21 protein-coding genes, 1 tRNA gene, 1 rRNA gene and 1 other RNA gene are annotated in these 24,066 nt (G+C 45.4%); 11 read left to right on the forward strand and 13 right to left on the reverse strand.

Going from position 1 to position 24,066, the window contains the following annotated elements:
- Nucleotides 1-168: 168 nt before the first annotated feature.
- A tRNA-Thr gene (locus AC55NX_RS03360) sits at nucleotides 169-244 on the forward strand.
- Between the two features lie 25 nt (nucleotides 245-269).
- A 5S ribosomal RNA gene (gene rrf / locus AC55NX_RS03365) occupies nucleotides 270-385 on the forward strand.
- Nucleotides 386-517: 132 nt separating this feature from the next.
- Here the strand turns inward: rrf and leuD are convergent.
- From leuD to leuA, 4 genes are all read right to left on the reverse strand, one after another.
- The gene (leuD, locus tag AC55NX_RS03370; protein WP_496994640.1) at nucleotides 518-1,120 is read right to left on the reverse strand and encodes a 3-isopropylmalate dehydratase small subunit; all 603 of its coding nucleotides are present in this window, start codon (nucleotides 1,118-1,120) and stop codon (nucleotides 518-520) included.
- A gap of 2 nt (nucleotides 1,121-1,122) precedes the next feature.
- Entirely contained in the window at nucleotides 1,123-2,538 is a 1,416-nt protein-coding gene (leuC, locus tag AC55NX_RS03375; protein WP_496994463.1) for a 3-isopropylmalate dehydratase large subunit, read from the reverse strand.
- 59 nt (nucleotides 2,539-2,597) lie between these two features.
- On the reverse strand, nucleotides 2,598-3,695 hold the full coding sequence (leuB, locus tag AC55NX_RS03380; RefSeq protein ID WP_496994464.1) for a 3-isopropylmalate dehydrogenase: 1,098 nt from the start codon (nucleotides 3,693-3,695) through the stop codon (nucleotides 2,598-2,600).
- Between the two features lie 98 nt (nucleotides 3,696-3,793).
- Nucleotides 3,794-5,341 carry a 2-isopropylmalate synthase gene (gene leuA / locus AC55NX_RS03385; protein WP_496994465.1) on the reverse strand — a complete coding sequence of 516 codons (1,548 nt, stop codon included), beginning with the start codon at nucleotides 5,339-5,341 and terminating at the stop codon, nucleotides 3,794-3,796.
- Nucleotides 5,342-5,958: 617 nt separating this feature from the next.
- Here leuA and AC55NX_RS03390 point away from each other — a divergent pair.
- From AC55NX_RS03390 to ilvN, 5 genes are all read left to right on the forward strand, one after another.
- A complete protein-coding gene (locus AC55NX_RS03390) occupies nucleotides 5,959-6,492 on the forward strand; it encodes a phosphatase PAP2 family protein (RefSeq protein WP_496994466.1) in 534 nt (177 codons plus the stop codon).
- Entirely contained in the window at nucleotides 6,489-7,532 is a 1,044-nt protein-coding gene (locus AC55NX_RS03395) for an MJ1255/VC2487 family glycosyltransferase (RefSeq protein ID WP_496994467.1), read from the forward strand. Before AC55NX_RS03390 ends, AC55NX_RS03395 begins: the two co-directional genes overlap by 4 nt.
- Before the next feature lie 403 nt (nucleotides 7,533-7,935).
- Nucleotides 7,936-8,904, forward strand: a complete 969-nt coding sequence (gene leuO, locus AC55NX_RS03400; protein WP_496994468.1) for a transcriptional regulator LeuO — start codon at nucleotides 7,936-7,938, stop codon at nucleotides 8,902-8,904.
- Nucleotides 8,905-9,389: 485 nt separating this feature from the next.
- Nucleotides 9,390-11,111 carry an acetolactate synthase 3 large subunit gene (locus AC55NX_RS03405; protein ID WP_496994469.1) on the forward strand — a complete coding sequence of 574 codons (1,722 nt, stop codon included), beginning with the start codon at nucleotides 9,390-9,392 and terminating at the stop codon, nucleotides 11,109-11,111.
- Nucleotides 11,111-11,605: an acetolactate synthase small subunit gene (gene ilvN / locus AC55NX_RS03410; RefSeq protein ID WP_059119850.1), complete on the forward strand. Its 495-nt coding sequence runs from the start codon at nucleotides 11,111-11,113 to the stop codon at nucleotides 11,603-11,605. The genes AC55NX_RS03405 and ilvN overlap by 1 nt, the downstream gene beginning before the upstream one ends.
- A gap of 66 nt (nucleotides 11,606-11,671) precedes the next feature.
- Here ilvN and pdxR read toward each other — a convergent pair whose 3' ends face one another.
- From pdxR to AC55NX_RS03425, 3 genes are all read right to left on the reverse strand, one after another.
- On the reverse strand, nucleotides 11,672-13,465 hold the full coding sequence (gene pdxR, locus AC55NX_RS03415; protein ID WP_496994470.1) for a MocR-like pyridoxine biosynthesis transcription factor PdxR: 1,794 nt from the start codon (nucleotides 13,463-13,465) through the stop codon (nucleotides 11,672-11,674).
- A 96-nt stretch (nucleotides 13,466-13,561) separates the two neighbouring features.
- Nucleotides 13,562-14,839 (reverse strand): 4-aminobutyrate--2-oxoglutarate transaminase, encoded by a 1,278-nt coding sequence (gabT, locus tag AC55NX_RS03420; RefSeq protein ID WP_496994471.1) that lies wholly within the window; start codon nucleotides 14,837-14,839, stop codon nucleotides 13,562-13,564.
- Between the two features lie 44 nt (nucleotides 14,840-14,883).
- On the reverse strand, nucleotides 14,884-16,311 hold the full coding sequence (locus tag AC55NX_RS03425; protein WP_496994641.1) for an NAD-dependent succinate-semialdehyde dehydrogenase: 1,428 nt from the start codon (nucleotides 16,309-16,311) through the stop codon (nucleotides 14,884-14,886).
- A gap of 218 nt (nucleotides 16,312-16,529) precedes the next feature.
- On the opposite strand from AC55NX_RS03425, the gene AC55NX_RS03430 reads away from it, so the two are divergent.
- The 3 genes from AC55NX_RS03430 to AC55NX_RS03440 are packed head-to-tail and all read left to right on the forward strand — an operon-like array spanning nucleotide 16,530 to nucleotide 19,639.
- Nucleotides 16,530-17,546: a TRAP transporter substrate-binding protein gene (locus AC55NX_RS03430; RefSeq protein WP_496994472.1), complete on the forward strand. Its 1,017-nt coding sequence runs from the start codon at nucleotides 16,530-16,532 to the stop codon at nucleotides 17,544-17,546.
- A 55-nt stretch (nucleotides 17,547-17,601) separates the two neighbouring features.
- Nucleotides 17,602-18,330, forward strand: a complete 729-nt coding sequence (locus tag AC55NX_RS03435; RefSeq protein WP_496994473.1) for a TRAP transporter small permease subunit — start codon at nucleotides 17,602-17,604, stop codon at nucleotides 18,328-18,330.
- A complete protein-coding gene (locus tag AC55NX_RS03440; protein ID WP_496994474.1) occupies nucleotides 18,320-19,639 on the forward strand; it encodes a TRAP transporter large permease in 1,320 nt (439 codons plus the stop codon). Before AC55NX_RS03435 ends, AC55NX_RS03440 begins: the two co-directional genes overlap by 11 nt.
- Before the next feature lie 158 nt (nucleotides 19,640-19,797).
- Here AC55NX_RS03440 and serA read toward each other — a convergent pair whose 3' ends face one another.
- The 6 genes from serA to AC55NX_RS03470 all read right to left on the reverse strand — a co-directional run bounded on the left by serA (nucleotide 19,798) and on the right by AC55NX_RS03470 (nucleotide 23,210).
- Nucleotides 19,798-21,027, reverse strand: a complete 1,230-nt coding sequence (serA, locus tag AC55NX_RS03445; protein ID WP_496994475.1) for a phosphoglycerate dehydrogenase — start codon at nucleotides 21,025-21,027, stop codon at nucleotides 19,798-19,800.
- A 49-nt stretch (nucleotides 21,028-21,076) separates the two neighbouring features.
- Nucleotides 21,077-21,241 (reverse strand): hypothetical protein, encoded by a 165-nt coding sequence (locus tag AC55NX_RS03450; protein ID WP_157371826.1) that lies wholly within the window; start codon nucleotides 21,239-21,241, stop codon nucleotides 21,077-21,079.
- 35 nt (nucleotides 21,242-21,276) lie between these two features.
- Nucleotides 21,277-21,933 (reverse strand): ribose-5-phosphate isomerase RpiA, encoded by a 657-nt coding sequence (gene rpiA / locus AC55NX_RS03455; protein WP_059119857.1) that lies wholly within the window; start codon nucleotides 21,931-21,933, stop codon nucleotides 21,277-21,279.
- A 171-nt stretch (nucleotides 21,934-22,104) separates the two neighbouring features.
- Nucleotides 22,105-22,701 (reverse strand): 5-formyltetrahydrofolate cyclo-ligase, encoded by a 597-nt coding sequence (locus AC55NX_RS03460; protein WP_496994476.1) that lies wholly within the window; start codon nucleotides 22,699-22,701, stop codon nucleotides 22,105-22,107.
- A 1-nt stretch (nucleotide 22,702) separates the two neighbouring features.
- Nucleotides 22,703-22,886, reverse strand: a non-coding RNA gene (gene ssrS / locus AC55NX_RS03465) — 6S RNA.
- A gap of 15 nt (nucleotides 22,887-22,901) precedes the next feature.
- The gene (locus tag AC55NX_RS03470; protein WP_496994477.1) at nucleotides 22,902-23,210 is read right to left on the reverse strand and encodes a cell division protein ZapA; all 309 of its coding nucleotides are present in this window, start codon (nucleotides 23,208-23,210) and stop codon (nucleotides 22,902-22,904) included.
- Between the two features lie 259 nt (nucleotides 23,211-23,469).
- Between AC55NX_RS03470 and AC55NX_RS03475 the strand changes: the two genes are divergently transcribed.
- Nucleotides 23,470-24,048, forward strand: coding sequence for a YecA/YgfB family protein (locus AC55NX_RS03475; protein ID WP_496994478.1), 579 nt, complete (start codon nucleotides 23,470-23,472; stop codon nucleotides 24,046-24,048).
- The last annotated feature ends 18 nt before the right edge of the window (nucleotides 24,049-24,066 follow it).

Below are 24,066 nucleotides of genomic sequence, written 5' to 3' on the forward strand. Positions count from 1 at the left end.
TTGTGTATGCTGCGTTTCTCAGCTCAAAATCTGCTGCACACTCCCCAAGATAACCTAAATAAAGCAGTTGTTGGTAAGACTTTATTTAGAGAGAAATATCTAAGTGGAGCTGTTCAGCGTAATACTCTATTTAGCAAATGTCTGTAGAGACAAGCTATTACCCAATTTGCTGATATAGCTCAGGTGGTAGAGCGCATCCTTGGTAAGGATGAGGTCCCCAGTTCGAGTCTGGGTATCAGCACCAGTATATAAACGAATATTAAATTTTGTTTAGCGGCCATAGCGTTTTGGACCCACCTGATTCCATGCCGAACTCAGAAGTGAAACGAAACTGCGCCGATGGTAGTGTGGGGTCTCCCCATGTGAGAGTAGGTCACTGCTAAACACTCATTTTAAAGCCCTGACAATGTCAGGGCTTTTTTCGTCTGGTGAAACAGGATGTAAGAGCGGCAATAAAGAAAAAGCTGATGTATACATCAGCTTTTCATCACTTCCATAAAATGGCTTTGTATTTGGGCTAACTTAAGAAGCTTGGGATTTTCGCTTCATACTCGGCAATTTTATCTTCGTGTTGCAGTGTCAGACCGATATTATCCAGCCCGTTCAGAAGACAGTGGCGACGAAACTCATCAATTTCAAAGCTGTATTCTTGACCATCTGCCGAAACTTTCATTGCTTCCAGATCAACGGTAATCTCAGCACCTTCATTGGCTTCAACATATTTGAAAAGTGCATCGACTTCACTTTCTTTCAGGCGAACCGGCACCATCTGGTTGTTGATTGAGTTGCCGTAAAAAATATCAGCAAAGCTTGGTGCTATCATGACCTGAATACCGTAATCAGCCAAAGCCCATGGCGCATGTTCACGGGATGAACCGCAACCGAAATTTTCACGGGCCAGTAGAATACTTGCTCCCTGATAACGGGGGGCATTCATCACAAAGTCAGGGTTGGGTTGTTGTCCCGCATCATCAAGAAAACGCCAGTCATGGAAAAGGTGCTTACCAAAACCGATACGGTTTACTTTTTGCAGAAACTGCTTCGGAATAATCGCATCAGTATCGACGTTCGCTGCATCCAGCGGAACGACTAAACCTGTATGTTTTTTAAATCCTGACATCATTATTCCCCTTGCTCTAGTGTACGAATATCGACAAAGTGTCCCGCGATTGCTGCCGCTGCTGCCATTGCAGGACTGACAAGGTGCGTGCGGCCATCTCGGCCTTGACGTCCTTCAAAGTTTCGGTTTGATGTGGATGCACAACGTTCCCCCGGCCCTAAACGATCATTATTCATCGCCAGACACATGGAACATCCCGGTAAACGCCATTCAAACCCGGCATCGGTAAAGATTTTATCCAACCCTTCAGATTCTGCTTGTGCTTTAACCTGTTCAGACCCCGGTACAACAATTGCCTGAACGTGCGATGCGACTTGCTTACCTTGAGCAATTTGTGCAGCAGCGCGCATGTCTTCAATTCGGGAATTGGTACAAGAACCGATGAACACTTTATCGACGTTATAGTCAGAAAGGAGTTTGCCACCTTCAAGCCCCATGTAGTTCAGCGCTTTGATCGCGGATGATTGCTCGACTAAATCGGTAAAGCTTTCCGGCGTCGGAATTGGTGCATCAATCGAGATCACTTGTCCCGGATTGGTGCCCCAAGTTACCTGAGGTTTAATCTCTGCTGCATCTAATGTCACCACAGCATCATATTCTGCACCGTCGTCAGACTGTAATGTCTGCCAGTATTCGACAGCTTTGTCCCAGTTTTCACCTGTTGGAGCAAATTTTCGGCCTTTGATGTAGTCAAATGTGGTTTGATCCGGCGCTATTAAGCCAGCTTTGGCACCCAGTTCTATCGCCATATTACAGACAGTCATTCGACCTTCCATTGACAGATCCCGGATCGCCTGGCCACAAAATTCAACAACATATCCAGTTCCGCCTGCGGCCGTGGTTTTACCGATTATCGCCAGCACGATGTCTTTGGCAGTGATGCCCTTCGCAACCTTACCCTGGACTTCAATTTTCATGGTTTTGGCACGAGCTTGCTTGAGTGTTTGCGTGGCAAGTACGTGTTCAACCTCAGAAGTACCAATACCGAAAGCCAGCGAGCCGAATGCACCGTGGGTTGCGGTATGGGAATCACCGCAAACAATGGTCATTCCCGGTAGGGTAATGCCTAACTCTGGGCCCATGACGTGTACGATACCCTGATATTTGTGATTGATATCGTAAAGTGTGACACCGAATTCTTCACAGTTTTTCGACAGTGTTTCCATCTGGATCTGAGCCATCTCACCGGAAGCACTGATATCTTTCGTGGTTGTCGAGACGTTATGATCCATGGTGGCAAAGGTTTTGTTGACCTGACGGACTGAACGGCCTTTTTCCCTGAGTCCGTCGAAAGCTTGTGGTGACGTGACTTCATGAACCAGATGACGATCGATATACAAAATCGGGTTTTCACCTTCAGCGGCAACCACGACATGTGCATCGTAGATTTTTTCGTATAATGTTTTTGCTTTTGACATTGCTTCTACCTTGAACTTGTTCGTGGACCGAGACTCATCTCGGTCACATGCTAATGCACTTAAGCTTTTTCACTTAATATATAGGCAGCAATTTTGTCGCCCATTTCAGAGGTTGTCAGTGCCGGTTTATCGGTTGCCAGATCAGCAGTTAGTTCTCCGGCGGATAATGCCTTGCTGACGGCTTCCTCAATATCCTGAGCTGCCGCTTCTTCACCCAAACTGTAACGGAGCATTAATGCTGCCGATAGGATTTGAGCAACCGGATTGGCAATATTTTTCCCTGCGATATCCGGCGCACTTCCACCTGCGGGTTCATACAGTCCGAAATTGCTTTCATTCAGGCTGGCTGAAGGAAGCATTCCCATTGAACCTGTGATCATGGCACATTCATCAGAGAGAATATCACCAAAAATATTTGAACATAGCATGACATCGAACTGAGCCGGATCTTTAATCAGCTGCATGGTTGCGTTATCGATGTACATATGAGATAGCTCGACATCCGGATAATCTTTGCCGATTTCGCTCACGACTTCTCGCCATAAGATAGAGCTTTGCAGGACATTTGCTTTATCAATTGAGCACACTTTCTTACGACGTAAACGGGCTGATTCAAAAGCAATTTTAGCAATACGTTCAATCTCATAGCGGTGATAGACTTCAGTATCAAATGCTTTCTCATTGGCACCTTCGCCTTCGCGACCTTTGGGTTGACCAAAGTAGATCCCTCCAGTGAGTTCGCGTACAACGACGATGTCAAAACCATTGGCAGAGATGTCGGCACGGAGTGGCGAAAATGCTTCAAGTCCCTGATGGATTTGTGCCGGACGTAAGTTGCAGAACAGTTGAAAATGCTTACGTAATGGTAATAAAGCACCGCGTTCAGGTTGCTCGTTTGGCGGCAGATGTTCCCACTTTGGTCCTCCGACTGAACCAAACAGAACCGCTTGCGCCTGTTCACACCCTTTCAGCGTTTGTTCCGGAAGTGGACTGCCGTGATTGTCGATCGCAATCCCACCAACGTCGTACTCGGTACGGTCAAAAGCGATGTTATGCTTTGTTTGAATCGCATCAAGTACTTTATGAGCCTGTTGCATGACTTCCGGGCCGATGCCGTCACCGGGCAGTACTGCAATTTTATAAGTCTTGTCTGTCATGTGAGTCCTTGTTCACTCTCGTATTTATTGATTTAGTTGCCTACTTCGGTCTGCGTGATACCACGAGACCAACGCATAGGAACCTTATATTGTTGCTATTATACTGTGACTATTTTTTTCTTTTTGATAACTTCGATCTGATCGGCACGTTGAATACTGTTGATTACGTGCAATAGTGCTTCTCCTGAAGCTTCAACGATATCGGTGGATATGCCTGTTCCGTGATATTTTCGGCCTTTGTAGTTGGCGATAATATCTGCCTGTCCCAAACCGTCTTCACCTTCTCCTTTTGCAGTCAGATCGAATTTATCGAGGACGATATCGTAACCGGTAATACGATAAATGCATTGGTACAATGCGTCTACTGGGCCGTTGCCGACAGCAGCCTCGCATTTTTCTTCATCACCACATTGCAGTTTTATTGTGGTGGTTGCCATCACACTGCCCGATTGAACGCTCAGATAGTTTAGTTTGTAGAAATCGTCTTCTTCACGTAAGTTGGAGAAGTACATCAGGGATTCTAAGTCATAATCGAACACTTGCCCCTTGCGGTCAGCAAGTTTCAGGAAATCTTCATAAAGTGCATCCAAATTGTACTCATCGTCCTGATAACCCATGGCATCCATATGACTCTTCACTGCAGCTCTGCCGCTACGGCTAGTCAGATTTAATGCCTGATTTTTCAGACCAATCGACTCTGGGGTCATAATTTCATAGGTATTTTTATTTTTCAGCATACCATCCTGATGGATGCCGGAAGAATGACTGAATGCATTGGCGCCAACGATCGCTTTGTTGCTTTGGATCGGCATATTACAGATCTGGCTGACCATTTTACTTGTCCGGTGAATTTCATCGTGTTTGATACCCGTATGAACGCCTAAAAACTCTTGGCGGGTTTTGATGATCATCGCGATTTCTTCCAGTGCACAGTTTCCAGCACGTTCACCGATCCCGTTGATTGTTCCTTCAACCTGACGGGCTCCGGCTTGAACTGCGGTGATAGAGTTGGCAACAGACATCCCCAAATCATCGTGACAGTGGACAGAAATAATCGCTTTATCAATGTTGGGAACACGATTGAATAATGTCTGAATGATACCACCAAATTCACCCGGAACAGTATAACCAACTGTGTCAGGGATATTAATTGTTCTGGCTCCGGCATCAATTGCTGCTTCAACCATTCGGCATAAATTATCGATTGGTGTGCGTCCGGCATCTTCACAAGAGAACTCAACATCATCCGTATATCGACGAGCATGTTTGATTGCATTTACACCCATCTCTACGACTTGGTCATAGCTACGACGAAGTTTATCCTGAACATGTATGGTTGAGGTTGAAATAAACGTGTGAATACGGAATGCCTCGGCAACTTTCAAGGCTTCAGCCGCAGCATCAATGTCTTTTTCTACTGCGCGGGAAAGGGCACAGATTCGGCTGTTTTTAATGTTCTTGGCGATGGTTTGTACCGATTCGAAATCGCCCGGAGAGGAAACCGGAAACCCTGCTTCGATCACATCCACTCCCAGTCGTTCCAGAGCATAGGCAATTTGTAATTTTTCTCTCACCGTTAAACTGGCAGATAATGCTTGTTCTCCGTCCCGCAAGGTTGTATCGAAGATAATGACCTGATCGTTCATATTGGCTGGCTCCTAGACCGGTAAGTGGTTGTGTTTGCTCACTTAATATTTTCTTTTGTAAAGTGCTTTCAGCTATAAAAAAACCCGCATTTCGATGCGGGTTTTTGTGATTCTTTGTGGTGTCTTCTGTCCACAGGCTACCCGCGCGATTGATACACGATAAGGAGTAGGCCTAGCAGGAGAGAAGTTTTAAATGTCATATTCATTTACTTTCCACAAAATTCAATAACAAATTAGTACCGCACCTGATACATTACGTCAACCCCAAATTGTATATTTATTGGTAGTACCTGTTCGGTCAGCAAGTCATATTCATTGTATCACTATGATCGGATGTGATCTTATATCAAGCGACATTGCCCTGACATGGTCATGAGAGCGCTTACTGACCGCTCAAGAACTGCTTTCCTGTTTTCGTCTCCCGGTATACGGTTCTGACACTTTCCATTCCTTGCTGAACATCGCCTTCCCCCTGAATACTGTCGGGAAGTCCGGCTGGTTCACTAGCTGGGTTTATCCAACAATATTCATGGTTTCGACAACAAATAGTCACACCGCTGTCATCTGGGCTGATTAGTGTCTTGAGTATAAAGGGGTTGAACGATAGGAATGCAGTCATGAGAGTTATTGAACCGATTGTGAAATTTGATCTGGCCTTGTCACTGTTCTGTCTACAACACAGATTCAGTTATCCATTGGCACGTATCAGCCGAGCGGTATCCCATACTGGAGACGGTCATTTATATGTTGTCATCGGTGGCGCTGCTTTTTGGGTTGATGATATTGCAGGACTGGCATTGCTCGTCACAGGGTTGATCTCATTTCTGATTGAGTTGCCGCTTTATTGGTTGTTTAAAAATATTTTTCAACGGCGTCGCCCTCAAGAATTCTCCTCAAGAGTTATTGCTTATATTACACCTTCTGATCGGTTTAGCTTACCCTCTGGACATACGAGTGCCGCATTTCTGATGGCGACACTCATTGCTTCGTTTTATCCATCATTGTCAGTGATGGTGTTTATATGGGCGGGGTGTATTGGTGCCGCTCGTATTTTGCTGGGGGTTCATTTCTTCACGGATGTACTGATTGGTGCTTTATTAGGAACAAGTTGTGCACAAGCTGGTCAACTGGTTACGGAGTGGATGATTTGAAAATTCTCTATGGTGTTCAGGGGACAGGGAACGGTCATACGGCACGAGCCAGAGCAATGAGTCATGCACTCCGGCAATATCATGTTGATGTCGATTTTATTTTCAGCGGCAGAGAGAAAGATAAATATTTTTCAATGGACTGTTTTGGCAATTATCAAACTCGCCGTGGGTTGACGTTTATGACCGAAAAAGGACGGGTCAATTATTTAAAAACAGCCAGAGAGAACCGCTTCGGCCAATTGATTTCTGATATTCGCCAGCTTGATCTCAGCTCTTATGATTTAGTGATCAGCGATTTTGAGCCGATTACGTCATGGGCCGCAAAATTACAGCGCAAGACCTGTATCAGTCTCAGTCATCAGAATGCTTTTCGCTATCCGGTGCCGTTAAAAGGCGCCAACTGGCTCGATAAGAAAATTATTACCAATTTCGCCCCCGCAGATCATTATCTCGGGTTGCACTGGTATCACTTTGAACATCCAATTCTACCGCCGATCATCCATACCGGAGGAGCGGCAGCAGAAAATCAACCTTTCGTTTTAATCTATCTTCCATTCGAATCACTGGAATCGATTATGGATCTGTTCTTTCGTTTCGGTCACTATCAGTTTGTCTGTTATCACCCGATGATTGATGAGATGAAACAGACAGAGAACATGACATTTCATCCGTTATGTCATGAACGCTTCCAAGAGCATTTACGTTGTTGTGCCGGCGTGATTGCCAATGGTGGTTTTGAACTCCCTTCTGAAGCCATGTCATATGGCAAAAAATTACTACTCAAACCTTTGATGGGCCAATTTGAGCAACAGAGTAATGTGGCGACACTTGAAATTCTGGGACTAGCTTCTGCAATGGAATCGCTTGATGTGGCCGTAATTCGGCAGTGGCTCGATGAGCCGAATGCAGAACGAGTCGTCTATCCCGATGTTGCGCAGGCCATTGCTGAATGGGTGGTTCAGGGGCGCTGGGATAGCCATCAGCAATTGTGTCATTCACTCTGGAAACAGGTCAACTTTCCGGATTATGTGATGGTGTAATTCACCTCAATCATTGATCATAATTAATCTATTTCACTTGTTATATATGACGTGAATAGTTATCGATTTTTTGCTGTAAACCTATAACATGCGTCAATTAATTTTGTGAATACTATAAAAACCGCGATTTTATCTTTTTTGATGTTTTTTTAATAATCTGATTTTTAAGGTTATTTTTCAAAATGAGGTAAAATAAACTGACTTTTTATCAATCCAGTTGCCTTTTGTATATCAATTAAAAGATAGTTAATTGCACAGCCTACTTATACGATTTATCAATAGGTTGTTCAAAATAGAATCACGTTGAGTCACTTTATCTGATGTATGTCACTTCACCTGACAAGAGTGCTATCCCGCGAGGGATAACGAAAGTGATGACTGAAGCAAAACAAGAGGCATTCTAATGTTAGAAAAAAAAGAAGTTATCCAACCAGTCGCCAGCTATCGGATGGAAAGTACGCTACGAGGCGTTGATTTGAATTTGCTCACTGTATTTGATGCGGTGATGCAAGAACAAAATATTACTCGGGCAGCACATAATCTAGGGATGTCTCAGCCTGCGGTCAGTAACGCTGTGGCTCGTCTGAAAGTGATGTTTAATGATGAACTCTTCATGCGGCAGGGACGAGGCATTCAGCCTACCCAGCGCGCCCGGCAGCTTTTTGGCCCGGTTCGCCAAGCATTACAGTTAATTCGTAATGAACTGCCAAATTCAGTCTTTACGCCTGAATCTTCAACCAGACAGTTTAATCTGGCTATTTGTAGTCCGAATGATTTGCGCTTCGCGCCGAAGATTTTCTCATCGATTCACGATCAGGCACCTCAGGTGCAATTGCATTTGGAAGCAGACTCGAACCAACAACTTGCTGAGCGGTTACGTTATCAGGAAGTTGATTTTGTCATTGACTATGCTCGTTTTGAAGAATCCGGCTTCTGTAGCACCGAAATATTCCAAGATGAACTGGTGATTGTTGCCTCTAAGCAACACCCTCGTATCCAAGGGACGATTACCCCAGCACAAGTGATTGAAGAGCAACATGCGAAGCTCTCTCAAGCGCATGGTATCCGTAGTTTCAGTGAACAGGCTTACCGGGATATCGATTGCCATTCCCATTATGAAGGGACAAGCTTAAGTAATGTGCTTTATGTTGTGAGCCAGTCAGAATTGATTACCATCGCACCAAGCTGGTTGGTGGAAGCGTCACCGAATAGAGAGCAACTTCAAACTATTGCCTTACCATTTGAACGTAAAAAAATCAGTGGTTACTTGAGCTGGCACGAATCGAATGAAAAAGATAAAGGGCATGGTTGGTTGAGAGGGCAACTCATGATGATTTGTAGTGAAATTGTCGGTAAATCTACGACAAACTAACCTGTATTTGATGTTGCCGGATCGATGAAAATAGAGAAGGCAACATCTGTTTGTTGCTGCCTTTCTTTTTTCTCTCCTCGTCGGACTTTCCCTCTTAAGAACCGTTGAACGTCAGAACACTTACTTTGTATCAACAGATTCGTTTCTTCTTTAGCATCTTGATGACCTTTTTTACATGAAATAAATATTTTATGTCTTTTTTGTTTGTAGGCCTGACATAGTCATCTGATTATGAGAGTGTTTCCCGTAGAGAACTCTTCAAGAATATCCATAAGCAACATTTTCAGTAAAATGCGACGGGAAACCGAATAGACCAATCTTTCTGAAGCGAGTAAAGTTGCTCTAACCCTTGTGGTGTTATGACCCCGCAAGGACATAGCCATTAGCGAATCGATTTCGATTAGGCTACGAATAAGCCCTAGACTATGTAACCAACCAGACTGTTGAACTGACCTCGGGATACAGTGACTGGTAAGGAGAATAATATGGTAATGCTATCCGGTGCAGAGATGGTTGTTCAGTCTCTGATCGAAGAAGGTGTCGAGCAGATTTTTGGTTATCCCGGTGGATCCGTGCTTGATATCTATGATGCCCTTCATGAAAAAACCGACCAAATCAAGCATGTCCTCGTTCGTCATGAACAGGCGGCAACACATATGGCTGACGGTTATGCACGCTCGACCGGTAAACCGGGTGTCGTGCTGGTTTGCTCCGGTCCCGGTGCAACGAATACCGTGACCGGTATTGCGACAGCTTATATGGATTCTATTCCCATGATCGTCATATCAGGCAATGTCCCTAACAGTTTGATTGGCAATGATGCATTTCAGGAGTGTGATATCGTTGGGGTTTCCCGGCCGATTGTGAAACATAGCTTTTTGGTTAAAAAAGCTGAAGATATTCCCGAAACAATTAAAAAAGCATTCTATATTGCTTCGACCGGTCGCCCAGGCCCAGTGGTTATTGATTTGCCGAAAGATGTCATGAATCCTCAGGTCAAATTGCCTTATCAATATCCGAAAACCATCAAGATGCGCTCTTATAATCCGACTACCAGTGGACATAAAGGGCAGATTAAGAAAGCACTTAAAGCGTTGTTAGATGCGAAAAAACCAGTTCTATATGTTGGTGGTGGGGCGGTTATTTCCGGTGCGGATAAGCAAATTCTTCAGTTAGCGGAAACCTTGAATTTGCCGGTGGTCAGTACACTGATGGGGCTGGGGGCTTTCCCCGGCACTCATGCCAATGCGCTGGGAATGTTGGGCATGCATGGTGTTTATGAAGCCAATATGGCGATGCATCATGCCGATTTGATTTTTGGTATTGGTGTCCGGTTTGATGACCGAACCACCAATAATCTGGAAAAATACTGTCCCAACGCCAAAATCATGCATATTGATATTGACCCGTCTTCGATTTCGAAGAATGTCCCGGCGGATTTACCGATTGTCGGCTCAGCAGAGAAGGTTTTAGAAACCATGTTGAAATTGCTGGTTGAGCAGGGGGGCTCGAATGATGCGGAAGCGTTGGCACAATGGTGGAAAGATATTCAAGTTTGGCGGGATCGTCAGTGTCTTGCCTATCAGAAGTCCAGTGAGCGGATCAAACCGCAGCAAGTGATCGAAACACTCCATCGGTTGACCGGAGGAAATGCCTATGTCGCTTCCGATGTCGGCCAACATCAAATGTTTGCGGCACTTTATTACCCGTTTAACAAGCCACGTCGCTGGATCAATTCCGGTGGTTTGGGCACGATGGGATTTGGTTTGCCTGCGGGGATGGGGGTCAAATTCTCTCATCCGGAAGAGGAAGTGGTCGTGGTGACCGGGGACGGAAGTATTCAGATGAATATTCAAGAGCTGTCGACCGCACTTCAATATGATATACCGGTCAAGATCATCAATCTGAATAACCGTTTCTTGGGAATGGTAAAACAGTGGCAGGATATCATTTATCAGGGACGTCACTCGAATTCATATATGAGTTCTGTGCCGGACTTTGCTGCAATCGCCGAAGCTTATGGGCATGTCGGTATTCGTATCTCAACACCGGATGAGCTAGAAGCCGGATTGAAAAAAGCACTGGATCTGAAAGATCGTCTGGTGTTTGTGGATATCAATGTCGATGAAACAGAGCATGTTTATCCGATGCAGATTAAAGGCGAAGGGATGGACAAAATGTGGTTGAGCAAAACGGAGAGAACCTGATGAGACGCATTATTTCAGTATTAATGGAGAACCAACCCGGTGCTTTGTCTCGCGTGGTCGGGCTGTTTTCCCAGCGTGGTTTCAATATTGAAACGTTGAATGTATCCCCCACTGATGATGAGACGTTGTCTCGTCTTAATATCACGACTAAAACCAACGCGATGGAGCTGGAACAGATCCAGAAGCAGCTTCACAAGTTGATTGATGTATTGAAAGTTCAGGAAGTGTCAGAGTTTGAACATATTGAACGGGAATTGATGCTGGTGAAAGTCAGAGCCAGTGGGGCAGCACGGGCAGAAGTGCAACGGACGACGGACATTTTCAGAGGTCAGATCGTCGATGTTACCAGTAGTCAGTATACGGTTCAGATGGCCGGAGCAACCGAAAAACTTGATGCTTTTATTGAAGCTATTTCAGAAGTGACAGAAGTGCTAGAGGTGGCTCGCAGTGGGGTCGTCGGTATCGCTCGCCGTGAACGAGCACTCCGTGCGTAATCTCATTGATGATTGCGGCAAAAACAGAATCAATCCAAACCGGCATTACAGCCGGTTTTTTTATATTTATCTAATCTGATTAGATATCAATTGTGCTTCACCAATAAAGTAGCCATCTTCATCAAATCGTTTCACTTCTCCGTTTTCTACAACGATAGTGATTCTTCGGATATCTGAGAATTGCCAGTTACGCCATTGGTAGACAAACTGATCGTGTTCGACCCACCAATAGCCCTCATCTATGTCATTGGGACGGTCAGAGATACCAGTCATTTTACCATCAGCCTGAAAGGTGATTCGGTAAGGAATATTAAAGCAGTCTTTGGTTAAGAGCGTCTGATTTTTCAGTAGATGACGAATAGCTCTGCCACTGAGCGGAGGCTGCTGACATTCCTGTAGGGTTTCGATCGGCATCACTTGTTTGGCAATTTGGGAAAGCAGAGCAACCCCTTCCCGGATTTGTTCGGTTCTGATGGATTGGAAACATAGCCGGAAGCTATTGGTCCGTTCATCACAGTAATAGTATTTGGCACCATTGTTGATCAAAATACCATGCTGTTCGGCCAGTTGTTCAAATCTCCCGGCATCGAATCCCTGTTTATAGTCGATCCAGAAAGCTGTACCTGCCAATGAAGGCGTCACACCTGACTGGGGGAAATAGTAGTTCAGAGCCTTTTCCATGGTCAGCCATTTTTCCCGATAGCGTTTGAGCATTTTCTGAGCCAATGCATCGTAATATCCAAGGCTCAGAAACAGCGCGAGGGTTTGACAATTATTCTTCGGCGGCAAGCTATGTGTTCTGAACTGAAGTGCTTTGATTTGTGAGATCAAAGGGGCCGGTGCGACGATATATCCCAGTCTTAACCCCGGTGCAATCGTCGAAGAAAAACTGGAGATATAGATAATGCGCTCACTGGATGATTCACTTTTCAGGGGCGGACAGGTGTCTTCAATGAAATTAATATCATGTTCAAAGTCATCTTCAATAATCAATAAGTCATGCTCTTCTGCCAGTGCGAGAAGTTGACGGCGACGAGTGGCAGACAGGCGCACTGTGGTCGGGAATTGATTGCTCGGTGTGGTATAAACCAGTTGGCAGTTGGTGACACGCTCATCAATCACCATGCCTTCTTGATCGACATTGATCGGCACGATCTGAGCACGTCTGGCCTGAAACTGATGCAATGCCTCGGGATAACCGGGATTCTCAACTGCAATTGAGGCGTCAGCAGAGAGGAGCAGTTTTGACAGATAATACAGGCTGTTCTGACATCCGAGCGTGATGGCGATATTATCTCGATTGACAAATATGCCCCGCTTGGTCAACACACGTGTACGGATCTGTTCAATCAGATCATCATAGTCTGAGTCATTCGATGTCCAAGTGCGATGATTGATACGATTGAGTGACTGAATGCTACATTTACGCCATTCAGAAACGGGGAATAAGTCCTCATCAACAACACCACTGACAAAGAGATAAGCATAATTTTTGAGATCTTTGGCTTCGAGTTCAGAGACCCGATTTTCAGAGATTAAATAGCGGCTCCAATCGAGTCGGGTGGATTGCTCTTGTGGCGTTGCCGAAGCGGGCAGTGTGACGGAAATATTCAGTGATGGATTGACAAAATAGCCTTTGCGCTCAATAGAAACGAGGATCCCTTCTTCAGTCAGTTGCTCGTAAACGCGCAAAATGGTGTTTCTGGAAACATGAAGATCTTTTGCTAGCTTTCGTGAAGAGGCAAGGGGAGATTGCTTAGGAATGAAGCCATCGAAGATCGCTTTGGCAAGACTACTTTTTATTTGATCTTGCAGGGTCTTCGAATCTTGCGGGTCAAGGTGGATATACTGGCTTAGCATACGGCTCCTACAACTGTTTCTTGCACCGCTGACTAATCCGAGTGAGACAACGAAGATACGGACATGAAAGTGTGACCGTATCTTCGCTGAATGTATTTAGTGAGCGAGCAACGCTTGTAATTCTGCTTTGATGATTTCAAGGCCTTTGACGATCAGCTCTGGCTCAATCGTCAATGGTGGCAGGAAGCGAATCACATTTCCTTTCACACCACAAGATAACAAAATCACACCAGCATGGTTACTTTTTACCACAAGTTGTTTGGTCAGGTCAGCAAGTGGAGCACCATTGTCAGGATCATTGAACTCGATTGCAATCATCGCGCCGACTTGACGGATATCACCAATTTGAGGAATCTCTTTTTGTAATTCAGTCAATTGTTCCTTAAATAGTAAACCAATATGTTGCGCTGCTTCACAGAGATTTTCTTTCTCAATGATATCGAGTACTTCTAACGCCGCGACACAAGCGAGCGGTGAACCGGCATAGGTTCCGCCGACACCACCGGGATTGGCGGCATCCATAATATCTGCTTTACCGACAACACCGGACAGCGGGAACCCCCCGGCAATACCTTTGGCCATGGTGATCAGGTCTGCCTCAATACCGAGGTATTCTGTCGCAAACATTTTGCCGGTTCGGGCAAAGCCGGTCTGAATTTCGTCACAAATTAAAACGATGTCGTGTTTATCACAAACTTCGCGGATTTTACGTGCCCAGGATGCCGGTGCCTGATAGAAACCACCTTCTCCCTGAATCGGTTCGAAAATGATAGCTGCGATACGGCTCGGTTCGATGTCACAAGCGAATAAATCGTCCAAAGCACTCAGGCTTTGTGCTTCACTTATTCCATGATAGGCATTCGGGAATGGCAAGTGATAGATTTCATTCGGGAATGGCCCAAAACCAGCTTTGTAGGGCGCCACTTTTCCGGTGAGTCCCATACACATGTTTGTCCGTCCATGGAAGCCACCTTTAAAGGCAATGATGCCTGAACGGCCCGTATGTGCCCGCGCAATTTTCACTGCATTTTCTATCGCTTCAGCACCGGTGGTCACGAATGCCGCTTTTTTGTCAAAATTCCCTGGTGTTTTTGCAACGATTTTTTCAGCCAGTTCAACAAAGCTGGTGTAAGGCGTTACCATTGAACAGGTATGACTGAAGTTGTCCAACTGTTTTTTAACGGCTTCAATAATCTGTGGGTGAGAGTGCCCGGTATTATTCACGGCAATCCCAGCGGCAAAGTCGATATAGGTTTTGCCTTCGATATCTGTGATGATCGCATTTTTAGCACTCGCCGCGTAGATCGGTGCCAAATTAGCCATCCCTTTTGCGACTACTTTTTCCTTACGGGCTTGCCATTCCATATTCGTCATGAGTTTTTATTCCTTCACATTCAAACAGTAGTTATTGTGAGATGTCAGAAGCCACCAAAACAGAGATACTTGACATTGAGATATTCATCAATACCTTGTTTGGCACCTTCCCGGCCAAAACCGGATTGTTTTACGCCACCGAATGGTGCGACTTCATTGGAGATAATGCCTTCATTAATTCCAACCATGCCGTATTCAAGCTGTTCGGCAATACGAAATGCACGATTCAATGTCTTGGTGTAGAAGTAACTGGCTAATCCGTAAATCGTATCGTTGGCTTTTTCGACCAGTTCATCGTCGTTGGTAAAGCGAACAATCGGAGCAACCGGACCGAATAATTCGGTGTGTACAATCTCCATATCCTGAGTGACTTCTGTCAAAATGGTCGGTTCCACAAAGAGACCTTCCAGAGAGCGGCCGCCAAATGCGATTTTTGCTCCTTGTTCAACGGCTCTATTGATGTAGCCCAACACACTGTTTTTCGCTTTGATATCGATCAGCGGGCCAATCACTACGCCGGGGTCTACGCCATTACCGACTTTCAGGTCTGCTACGGCTGCGGCAAATTTTTCAACGAATTGATCGTAAACGCTGTCCTGGACATAGAAGCGGTTTGCACACACACAAGTCTGCCCCGCATTACGGAATTTTGAGGCGATCGCTCCTTTGACTGCTTCATCGATATCCGCGTCATCAAACACGATGAATGGTGCGTTGCCACCTAATTCCATCGAGGTGCGCTTAACCGTTTCTGCACACTGTTTGATGAGGTGACTTCCGACCTGAGTTGACCCGGTGAAAGACAATTTTTTGATGTCATCGTGACTACAGAAAATATCACCGACGGCCACTGAAGAGTGGTTGTTGACCACGATTAACAGCTCTTTTGGCAATCCGGCTTCGTACGCTAATTCTGCAATTGCATAAGCAGAAAGTGGTGTTTGGTTGGCGGGTTTGACGATAAAACTACATCCAGCCGCCAGCGCAGGGGCTGCTTTACGGGTGATCATCGCGATGGGGAAATTCCAAGGCGTGATCGCAGCAGCCACACCAACCGGCTGTTTAATGGTCATTAAACGTTTGTTCGATGTTGGTGCCGGAATGGTATCGCCGTAGGTGCGTTTACCTTCTTCTGCAAACCACTGAATGAAAGATGCACCGTACATGACTTCGCCTTTAGCTTCCGCCAAGGGTTTCCCTTGTTCGAGGGTCATTATTCTGGCGAGATCATCACTGTTTTCAACCACAAGATCATACCAGCGCTTTAAAATGGCAGATCTTTCTGCGGCTGAACGTTGTTGCCATGCTTGTTGAGCCAGCTTTGATTTCTCAATCAAAGTGAGGATATCCGTTGTCTGAACCGAAGGAATGTAAGTCAGCGTCTCATCGGTTGCCGGATTGAGGACTGCAATCGCATCTTCACTAAAAGGACACGTTGCTTTGAGTAAGTTTTTGTTAACAATTTGGTCCATCATTGTATCTCTCTTGTTAGCTGTAGGAGAATGGTAGATCTAAAAATGACACCATCCGAAGTACCAGTTAGATCAATTGTGTGGTACCAGCGATAAGTTGCTGGCTGGTACCATACAAATTGTCTTTCTGGTTCTATTGCTTTGGTTTTGCTTTCTTCATATTAATCTGTGAAACAAATCAGTAACAAACAAGTAACGACACAGGAAGAGGAATTTCTATGTTTAAGTTAAAGGGAAAGAAGCTTGCGAAGACATTACTGGCGGTCACGCTGGGTATCAGTGCACTTGCGAGTTCTACGGTCAGTTTTGCCGCTGAATATAATTGGCGGTTTGCAAATCTATATGGCCGCGGTACTGCATTTGGTGCAGTTTATGAAGACTTGGCTAAAAATATTGAAACCATGTCCAATGGCCGTATTGCTGTGCAAGTACTGTACTCCGGTGAAGGTGTGGGTACCAGTGGTATCTTAAGCGCTGTCCGTTCCGGTCTGATTACCATGGGGGCACCTTTCCAACCGATGCATGCGGGGGAGTTTCCTGCTGGGGTTGTGGAGGTCGGTTTGCCCGGCGGTACGTCGGATGCCAGTGAGCTCATGACATTATTTCATGAGCGTGGTTGGGGCGACGTCTTGAAAAAAGCCTATGCCTCTCAGGGGATCGTCTGGCTAGAACCTTATATTCAGCCCCCTGTTTATATTATTACCAAAAAACCGATCAACTCGATTGCTGATTTTAAAGGGATGAAAATTCGTGCTCCGGGTGCCTATGGTAAGTTCCTGCGTAACCTCGGTGCTGCGCCGGTTTCTCTGTCTTGGAGTGAAATCTATACCTCACTGGCAACAGGTGTCATCGATGGTTCTATCGGTTCAAACATGATTGACCACCGCGATGGTAACCATGTGGAAGTCGCAAAATATATGTATCCGTTGCCGATTGCCGGCGCTCAGGTTCTACCGATTATTGTCAATCAAAAAGCATGGAATAAATTACCGAAAGATCTGCAAGCGATTGTGAAAGGTGCAACAGCCGAACATGCGATTGAGCAGTTGACGAAATCGAAACTGTGGGAATCTCAGGCCGTGGCGGAGATGGAAGCAAAAGGACTGAAATGGAGTCCTGAGCCATCTGAAGCAGACAAAAAAGCTTGGAAAGCAGCGGGGATGTCACTTGCGCAGGAATATGCCAGTGACGACCCTTATTCAAAACAGCTTGTTGATATCCTGAACAAGCAGTAACAAGGAATAATCAAGGTGAGTCTGATGATTCACCTTGATTGGTTTGGGAGTTTATATGGTTGAACCAATTTTAAGAGGATATTGCCAGTTAGTCAGATATGTTGTTGGCCTAATCGGGCGTTCGGTTTCATATCTGCTTCCTGTATTAGCCAGTATTGTTGCCTACGAAGTCTTTGCTCGTTATGTGATTGATAAGCCAACCATTTGGGGATATGACACGTCACTTTTTCTGTTTGGATATATTGCCGCATTAGGTGGTGCGTATGCGCAGCAGCGTGAAGCACACATTAACGTAGACATCGTCCACGGAAAAGTCTCGGAAAAGACTCGCCGGATTTTTGACCTGATTACTGCGGTTCTGGCAATGGGATTCTTAGTGGTCATGATCAAAACTTGTTATGGCATGTTTCTGGAAAGCCTTCAGTATAATTACAGAACCCAGAGTGAATGGGCCCCACAGATGTATCATTTCTGGCTGATGATTACCGTCTCTGCGAGCATTTTTGTTGCACAATATTCGACTGAAGTGATCAGTAATTTATTCTTCCTCGTGACAGGACGTGAATTAAGCGGAACCGTGCATTCACATATCAGCTTAGATGAGCAGCCTTTCCATGTCAGTTTAGATGATGAGCCTTTCCATGTCAGTTTAGATGATGAGCCTTTCCATGTCAGTTTAGATGATGAGCCTTTCCATGTCAGTTTAGATGATGAGCCCTTTCGTGCAGAGCATCCTCAGGTAGAGAAGTCCGTTTTTGACAAGGAGAATCCAAATGGGAATTGAGATGTTAACCCTTGTTTTGCTGGCATGTATTCTGACTGCTTTTGTGTTAGGTGCACAAGTGGGGCTGGCATTGGGTGGTATTGCCATGGGTGTCGGTTACCTAGTCTGGGGAGAAGCGCTGTTTAACATTGTGCCGACAACTGTTGAAAGCACATTTTTTAATTTTATTCTGTTAGCGATTCCGCTTTATATTTATATGGGACAGATCCTAACCCGTTCCGGGATTGGGGACGCGATGTTTAATGCCAGTCAGTTAGTTATCGGCCGGTTGCGCGGGTCTTTGGCCATTAGTGTGATTGGGGTTTGTTCTATGATTGGTGCCATGGTTGGCATCATCGGTGCCGGTATCATGACTTCCAGTAGTATTGCGCTCAAACCAATGCTTGATCGCGGCTATGATAAGAAGCTTGCGCTTGGGGTGATTATGGCTGGTGGCTCTCTGGGGATTCTGATTCCACCGAGTATTCCAATGATCATGTTTGCTTCTGCGACGCAAAACTCAGTTGGCAAAATGTTCTTGGGAGCGATGATCCCTGCACTGATCACGATTGTCCTGTTGATTACTTATGTGATTATCTCCTGTAAATTGCGTCCTGAACGAGCTCCGCTTGATTCTGACAACGATATTCAGATACCTAAGGGGTACGAGCTGTTTAAGACCATCCGGGACGGTGCGTCGTCACTCGCTTTGATTGTGGTGGTTCTCGGCAGTATTATCGCAGGGATTGCGACACCGACCGAATCCGGTGCATTGGGTGTAATGGGAGCGATCTTGTTGTCGATCCTGTTTAAGCGCTTTAAACCGGAAATATTAAGACGTTCGGGGATGCAAACCGCGATGCTGGTGAGCGTAGCGATGTGGATTATTCTCGGTGCATCGGTTTTCAGTAATTTCCATTTGTTGATGGGAATTCAAGGTATGGTGTCCGGATTTACCCAAGAGTTGGACTTGCCACCGATCATGATCATCATCATGTTCCAGCTGATCATGCTGTTACTAGGGTTCATTATCGATGAATTTATCATTGTGTTGATGTGTGCTCCGATATTCACTCCGGTTGCTGTGTCGCTTGGTTACGATCCGATTTGGTTCGGTGTGCTGATGATTCTGAATATTGTGATTGCCGTTCAGACGCCGCCTTACGGTTTTGCGTTGTTCTATCTCAAAGGGATTGCACCGAAAGGTGTGACAATGATGGATTTGTACAAATCGGTATTACCGTTTATTACCGTACAGTTTATTGTTCTGGTTATTTGTATGATTTTCCCTGATCTGGTGACTTGGTTACCGAATCTTGTGATTCACTGAGGTTACAGAAAATCAACCAATATTCTCGACGAAAACCTGCCTGTCGGCAGGTTTTTTATTGACCGAGCGGCAGAGTGACATGAACGACTTTCGTTCGGGGCAAAGAAAAAGCCCTTTCAGTAGAAAGGGCTTCGGTATTGGGAGTGTTCAGGCACCGATTAATGCAGAATCCGAGCGCGGATAGTCCCTTCGATTTTCTTCAGTTTACGCAGCGCTTCTTCTGAGCGGGCTGTTTCAACGTCAATCACAACATAACCGACATCAGCAGATGTTTGCAGATACTGTGCGGCAATATTGATACCATCCTCAGCGAAAATCGTGTTGATTTGATTCAGGATACCCGGACGGTTTTGGTGAATGTGCAGCAGGCGAGAACATTCTCTGAGTTCTGGCAACGATACTTCTGGCAGGTTGACGCTGGATACAGTCGAACCATTATCAGAGTATTTCACAATCTTACCAGCCACTTCGATGCCGATATTTTCTTGCGCTTCTTGCGTTGAACCACCGACATGTGGTGTCAGGATGACGTTGTCAAACTGAAGTAGTGGTGATTCGAACGGGTCTGCGTTGGTTTTGGGCTCAACAGGGAATACGTCAATTGCAGCACCAGTCACTTGTCCTGATTCCAATGCGCCGCATAGGGCATCAATATCGACGACTGTTCCCCGTGCCGCGTTGATGAAGATCGAATTTGGTTTCATTTGAGCAAATTCTTTACTGGAAATCATATTTTTAGTATCTGGTGTTTCAGGCACATGCAGAGAGATGACATCACATTTGCCTAGCAGCTCAGCCAGAGAGGCAACTTGAATGGAATTCCCCAGAGACAGTTTATTCTCTATATCGTAGTAATAAACTCGCATCCCTAAGTTTTCAGCAATAATCCCCAACTGAGTTCCGATATGACCATAGCCGATGATCCCGAGATTTTTCCCGCGGGCCTCGAAGCTCTGGTCGGCACTTTTCTTCCAGATACCGCGATGCGCTAAGGCATTTTTTTCTGGAATGCCCCGAAACAGAAGCAAAATTTCGCCCATCACCAGTTCGGCAACACTGCGGGTATTGGAGAAGGGGGCATTGAATACTGGAATCCCGCGTTTTGCCGCCGCACTTAAATCAACTTGGTTGGTGCCGATACAAAAACAGCCGATACCAACTAGTTTCTTCGCTGCATCGATGACATTCTCAGTCAGGTTGGTACGGGAGCGGATACCGACAAAATGAGCATCCTGAATGGCTTCTAATAGTTCGGTTTCGGATAATGAACCTTTGTGATATTCGATATTGGTATAGCCAGCTTCCTGAAGCACATCTACCGCAGAGTTATGAACACCTTCAAGAAGTAAAATCTTAATTTTGTTTTTTTCCAATGAAACCTTGGCCATTATTTTTGTCCTTAACGATGGAGAGATGAAGAAATGAGGTGCACGGTGGTCAAAACGGAGAAATTAGCATTTTTTTAACAAGCAAACGTTTGCCTTGTGCATCTTCTCGCCATAAAGTAACAAAAAAAATCCCCAATTGGTAAGAAATTTCCGTCATAAGGAATAATTTTTCTATAGCTAATAAAAAAACGGCACGCAACGTACCGTTTTTCATGATCTGTTGATATTGGTACAAATTATTTTGATAATTTACTCGATAAATTGGGTGCCTTCTGGCGTACCGATAATCACAATATCTGCCCCTCGGTGTGCAAACAAACCATTAGTCACGACCCCGGGAATATTATTGAGGGTTGATTCCAATGCTTTGGGGTCAGTAATCTGCATATTGTGTACATCAAGGATGATATTGCCATTGTCGGTGAGCACACCTTCCCGGTAAACCGGCTCTCCCCCAAGTTTTTTCAGCGCTCGGGAAACCTGTTCCCGGGCCATTGGAATCACCTCGATAGGCAGTGGAAACTTACCCAGCACATCAACCGTCTTGGTTCCGTCAACGATACACACGAATGTATCGGAGATTGCGGCAACGATTTTTTCCCGCGTGAGGGCTGCGCCTCCCCCTTTGATCATATCCCGTGCCGGATTGATTTCATCGGCACCATCAATATAGACATCCAGTTTTTCAACATCATTACAGTCGTATACTTGAATACCTAATGCTTCAAGTTTTTCTGTCGATGCTTTTGAGCTGGAGACCGCACCTTTAATCTCATTTTTGACTGACCCTAAAGCGTCGATAAAGTGATTGACGGTTGAGCCGGTGCCGACTCCGATGATGCCACCTTTGACGACATATTTGAGCGCAGCCCATCCCGCCTCTTTTTTCATTTCGTCCTGGGTCATGTATTGATCTCCTGCTGATTGCGCGTAAATACTATCTGAAGTTAATGATCTCTGAATATGTAATCGATATTTCCGCGGAGGATTATATACTCATCTGCACAGGAGTTGCAGCGTCAATCCTTCTTTTCCTATGTCTTGCATCACAATCGTTTTGTACTGTCATATGAGCGTTTATTCCCACTCCCAAATTTTGTCGGGGGTGACGATCTTCGGCAGTGGAACATCCCAAGATTCAATCGGAAGTTGTTCGACGAACTGACACGAGTGAGCGAGCCCGATAGGTTTTGCTCCGCTGCGGTTTTTAAACCAAGGCGCCAGCGTTCGATCATAATAGCCGCCTCCCATGCCGAGACGATGTCCTGATGCATCAAAGCCAACCAGTGGGGTAAAAATAAGATCAAGCTGACGCGTCGGAAGAATCAGTTGCTTATTCAGCCGAGGTTCGGCAATACCGTAACGATTCTGAACCATGGCAGTATCCGTTGTGTACCGTAAGAAAAGCAGTTGACCCGTTGAAAAAGGATGAATGACGGGAAGATAAATTGATTTGCCTTGCTGCCAGAGCCATTCAATCAATTCGCGGGTTGATAGCTCCCCATCAGTTGATAAATAAACGGCTATGTGCTGACTGGTATCCAGCTCGGGTAAGTGGGAAAGCTGACGAATTATCTGCTCACTGGCTGCTTGCTGAAACTCGTCTGAGAGCTGTTTTCTTCTTGCGCGAATCTGCTTTCTGAAATCAGCGCGTGTCATTTTGTCTTGGTACATAGGGAACCCCAAAGTGCCGTTGCAGATGTTTGACCCTTGAACCAGCTGGTTCAAGGCGGATCAGTAATGTTGACCGTAGGCTTCTCGGTGCGTGCCGAGCTTGCTCAATAGCCAGCAAGTACCAACCCTTATGTATTGCTTATCGGCTCAGGGACGTAATCCGCTGACGAACACTTCAGGGTAAATTTTGCGGCGCAGAGTTACGACTTTTCTCGCTCGACTTGACAAATCACTCGATCCAGCGATGTGGTGAGTTGTTCCATCCGTGTCGCGAGATGCTCCGTTGTTTGTTGATTCTCTTTTATCTGGCTTTGTAACTCATAACAAATATTTAAAGCAGCAATCGTGAGTAACTTCACCTCATTAGTCACCTTAGTTCTTTCCGCCATTTCTTTCAAACGGTCATCAAGCTCTTTTGCTGCCTGAATTAGTGAATCTTCTTGACCCGGAGGACAATTCACTCGTGTTATCTTTCCTAAAATCTCAACATCAACCGCTTGATTACTCATGACTTATGAACTCGCAACATGCCACTGTGAATGATACGTTGACGGTATCATCAAGACGGAAACTATAGGAAAAGCGTCGATAAGATTCAAGTCTTTCCCTTGATATCAAGGTCAATGATTGGTTAAAAACACAGATCTTAGACAATTCGGACAAAACCTAGGCTATTGTTCCGGATAGTTTAACAGATTTGATGTTTTGAACATTTCAGCAATGGGACGGAGGTGGTAGGATTAGTTTTATTTTTATTTAGGCAGCCCTATGAGTGACAATCAGTTTCCTAAGTATGAGGCTTTTGCTGATACGCTAAAGTCTGTTTCCCTCTCTGTAACGCCAGCCGAACTACACGGGCTTTTAACCGGTATGTTATCTGGTGGTTTAAGCCCGGAAGATGGGCGTTGGCAGCCGCTATTATTCGATTATACCAATGATGGTATGGGCTGGCCGATGGCTGCATTAGGCTTGGCTGGCGAGCTGATGGCTCATACGGCTAAAGAAATAACACAAAATCATTTTCAATTGTGGCTGTTTCTACCAACAGGTGATGGGGAGCATGGTCTGTTTGAATTAGCAGATGGTGTTTCTGAATGGATCACTCACTTCATCTCCGGACTGGGATTAGTCCATCCGAATGTCAATAAGCTATCGAGTGATACAAAAGAAGCCTTGACTGATTTGGAAGAGATGGCCCGGCTCGGGATTGACGAAGAGGATGATCTTGAGGAACAGGCGCTGCTTCTTGAGCAGGTGATCGAGCATGCCAAAGCTTGTGTTTTGGCGATCCATGCTGAATATGGGATTCAGATCAAAACCGAGAATAAGCGGCCCACCATCCATTAAATGGGTTTGATTGTCGGA

The sequence above is a fragment of the Vibrio rubrogenes genome, assembly GCF_059641415.1.

Coding starts and splice junctions, on each gene's coding strand:
- leuD (WP_496994640.1), bottom strand. CDS start 1,120: ATGTCAGGATTTAAAAAACATACAGGTTTAGTCGTTCCGCTGGATGCA.
- leuC (WP_496994463.1), bottom strand. CDS start 2,538: ATGTCAAAAGCAAAAACATTATACGAAAAAATCTACGATGCACATGTC.
- leuB (WP_496994464.1), bottom strand. CDS start 3,695: ATGACAGACAAGACTTATAAAATTGCAGTACTGCCCGGTGACGGCATC.
- leuA (WP_496994465.1), bottom strand. CDS start 5,341: ATGAACGATCAGGTCATTATCTTCGATACAACCTTGCGGGACGGAGAA.
- AC55NX_RS03390 (WP_496994466.1), top strand. CDS start 5,959: ATGAGAGTTATTGAACCGATTGTGAAATTTGATCTGGCCTTGTCACTG.
- leuO (WP_496994468.1), top strand. CDS start 7,936: ATGTTAGAAAAAAAAGAAGTTATCCAACCAGTCGCCAGCTATCGGATG.
- AC55NX_RS03405 (WP_496994469.1), top strand. CDS start 9,390: ATGGTAATGCTATCCGGTGCAGAGATGGTTGTTCAGTCTCTGATCGAA.
- ilvN (WP_059119850.1), top strand. CDS start 11,111: ATGAGACGCATTATTTCAGTATTAATGGAGAACCAACCCGGTGCTTTG.
- pdxR (WP_496994470.1), bottom strand. CDS start 13,465: ATGCTAAGCCAGTATATCCACCTTGACCCGCAAGATTCGAAGACCCTG.
- gabT (WP_496994471.1), bottom strand. CDS start 14,839: ATGACGAATATGGAATGGCAAGCCCGTAAGGAAAAAGTAGTCGCAAAA.
- AC55NX_RS03425 (WP_496994641.1), bottom strand. CDS start 16,311: ATGGACCAAATTGTTAACAAAAACTTACTCAAAGCAACGTGTCCTTTT.
- AC55NX_RS03430 (WP_496994472.1), top strand. CDS start 16,530: ATGTTTAAGTTAAAGGGAAAGAAGCTTGCGAAGACATTACTGGCGGTC.
- AC55NX_RS03435 (WP_496994473.1), top strand. CDS start 17,602: ATGGTTGAACCAATTTTAAGAGGATATTGCCAGTTAGTCAGATATGTT.
- AC55NX_RS03440 (WP_496994474.1), top strand. CDS start 18,320: ATGGGAATTGAGATGTTAACCCTTGTTTTGCTGGCATGTATTCTGACT.
- serA (WP_496994475.1), bottom strand. CDS start 21,027: ATGGCCAAGGTTTCATTGGAAAAAAACAAAATTAAGATTTTACTTCTT.
- AC55NX_RS03450 (WP_157371826.1), bottom strand. CDS start 21,241: ATGAAAAACGGTACGTTGCGTGCCGTTTTTTTATTAGCTATAGAAAAA.
- rpiA (WP_059119857.1), bottom strand. CDS start 21,933: ATGACCCAGGACGAAATGAAAAAAGAGGCGGGATGGGCTGCGCTCAAA.
- AC55NX_RS03460 (WP_496994476.1), bottom strand. CDS start 22,701: ATGTACCAAGACAAAATGACACGCGCTGATTTCAGAAAGCAGATTCGC.
- AC55NX_RS03470 (WP_496994477.1), bottom strand. CDS start 23,210: ATGAGTAATCAAGCGGTTGATGTTGAGATTTTAGGAAAGATAACACGA.
- AC55NX_RS03475 (WP_496994478.1), top strand. CDS start 23,470: ATGAGTGACAATCAGTTTCCTAAGTATGAGGCTTTTGCTGATACGCTA.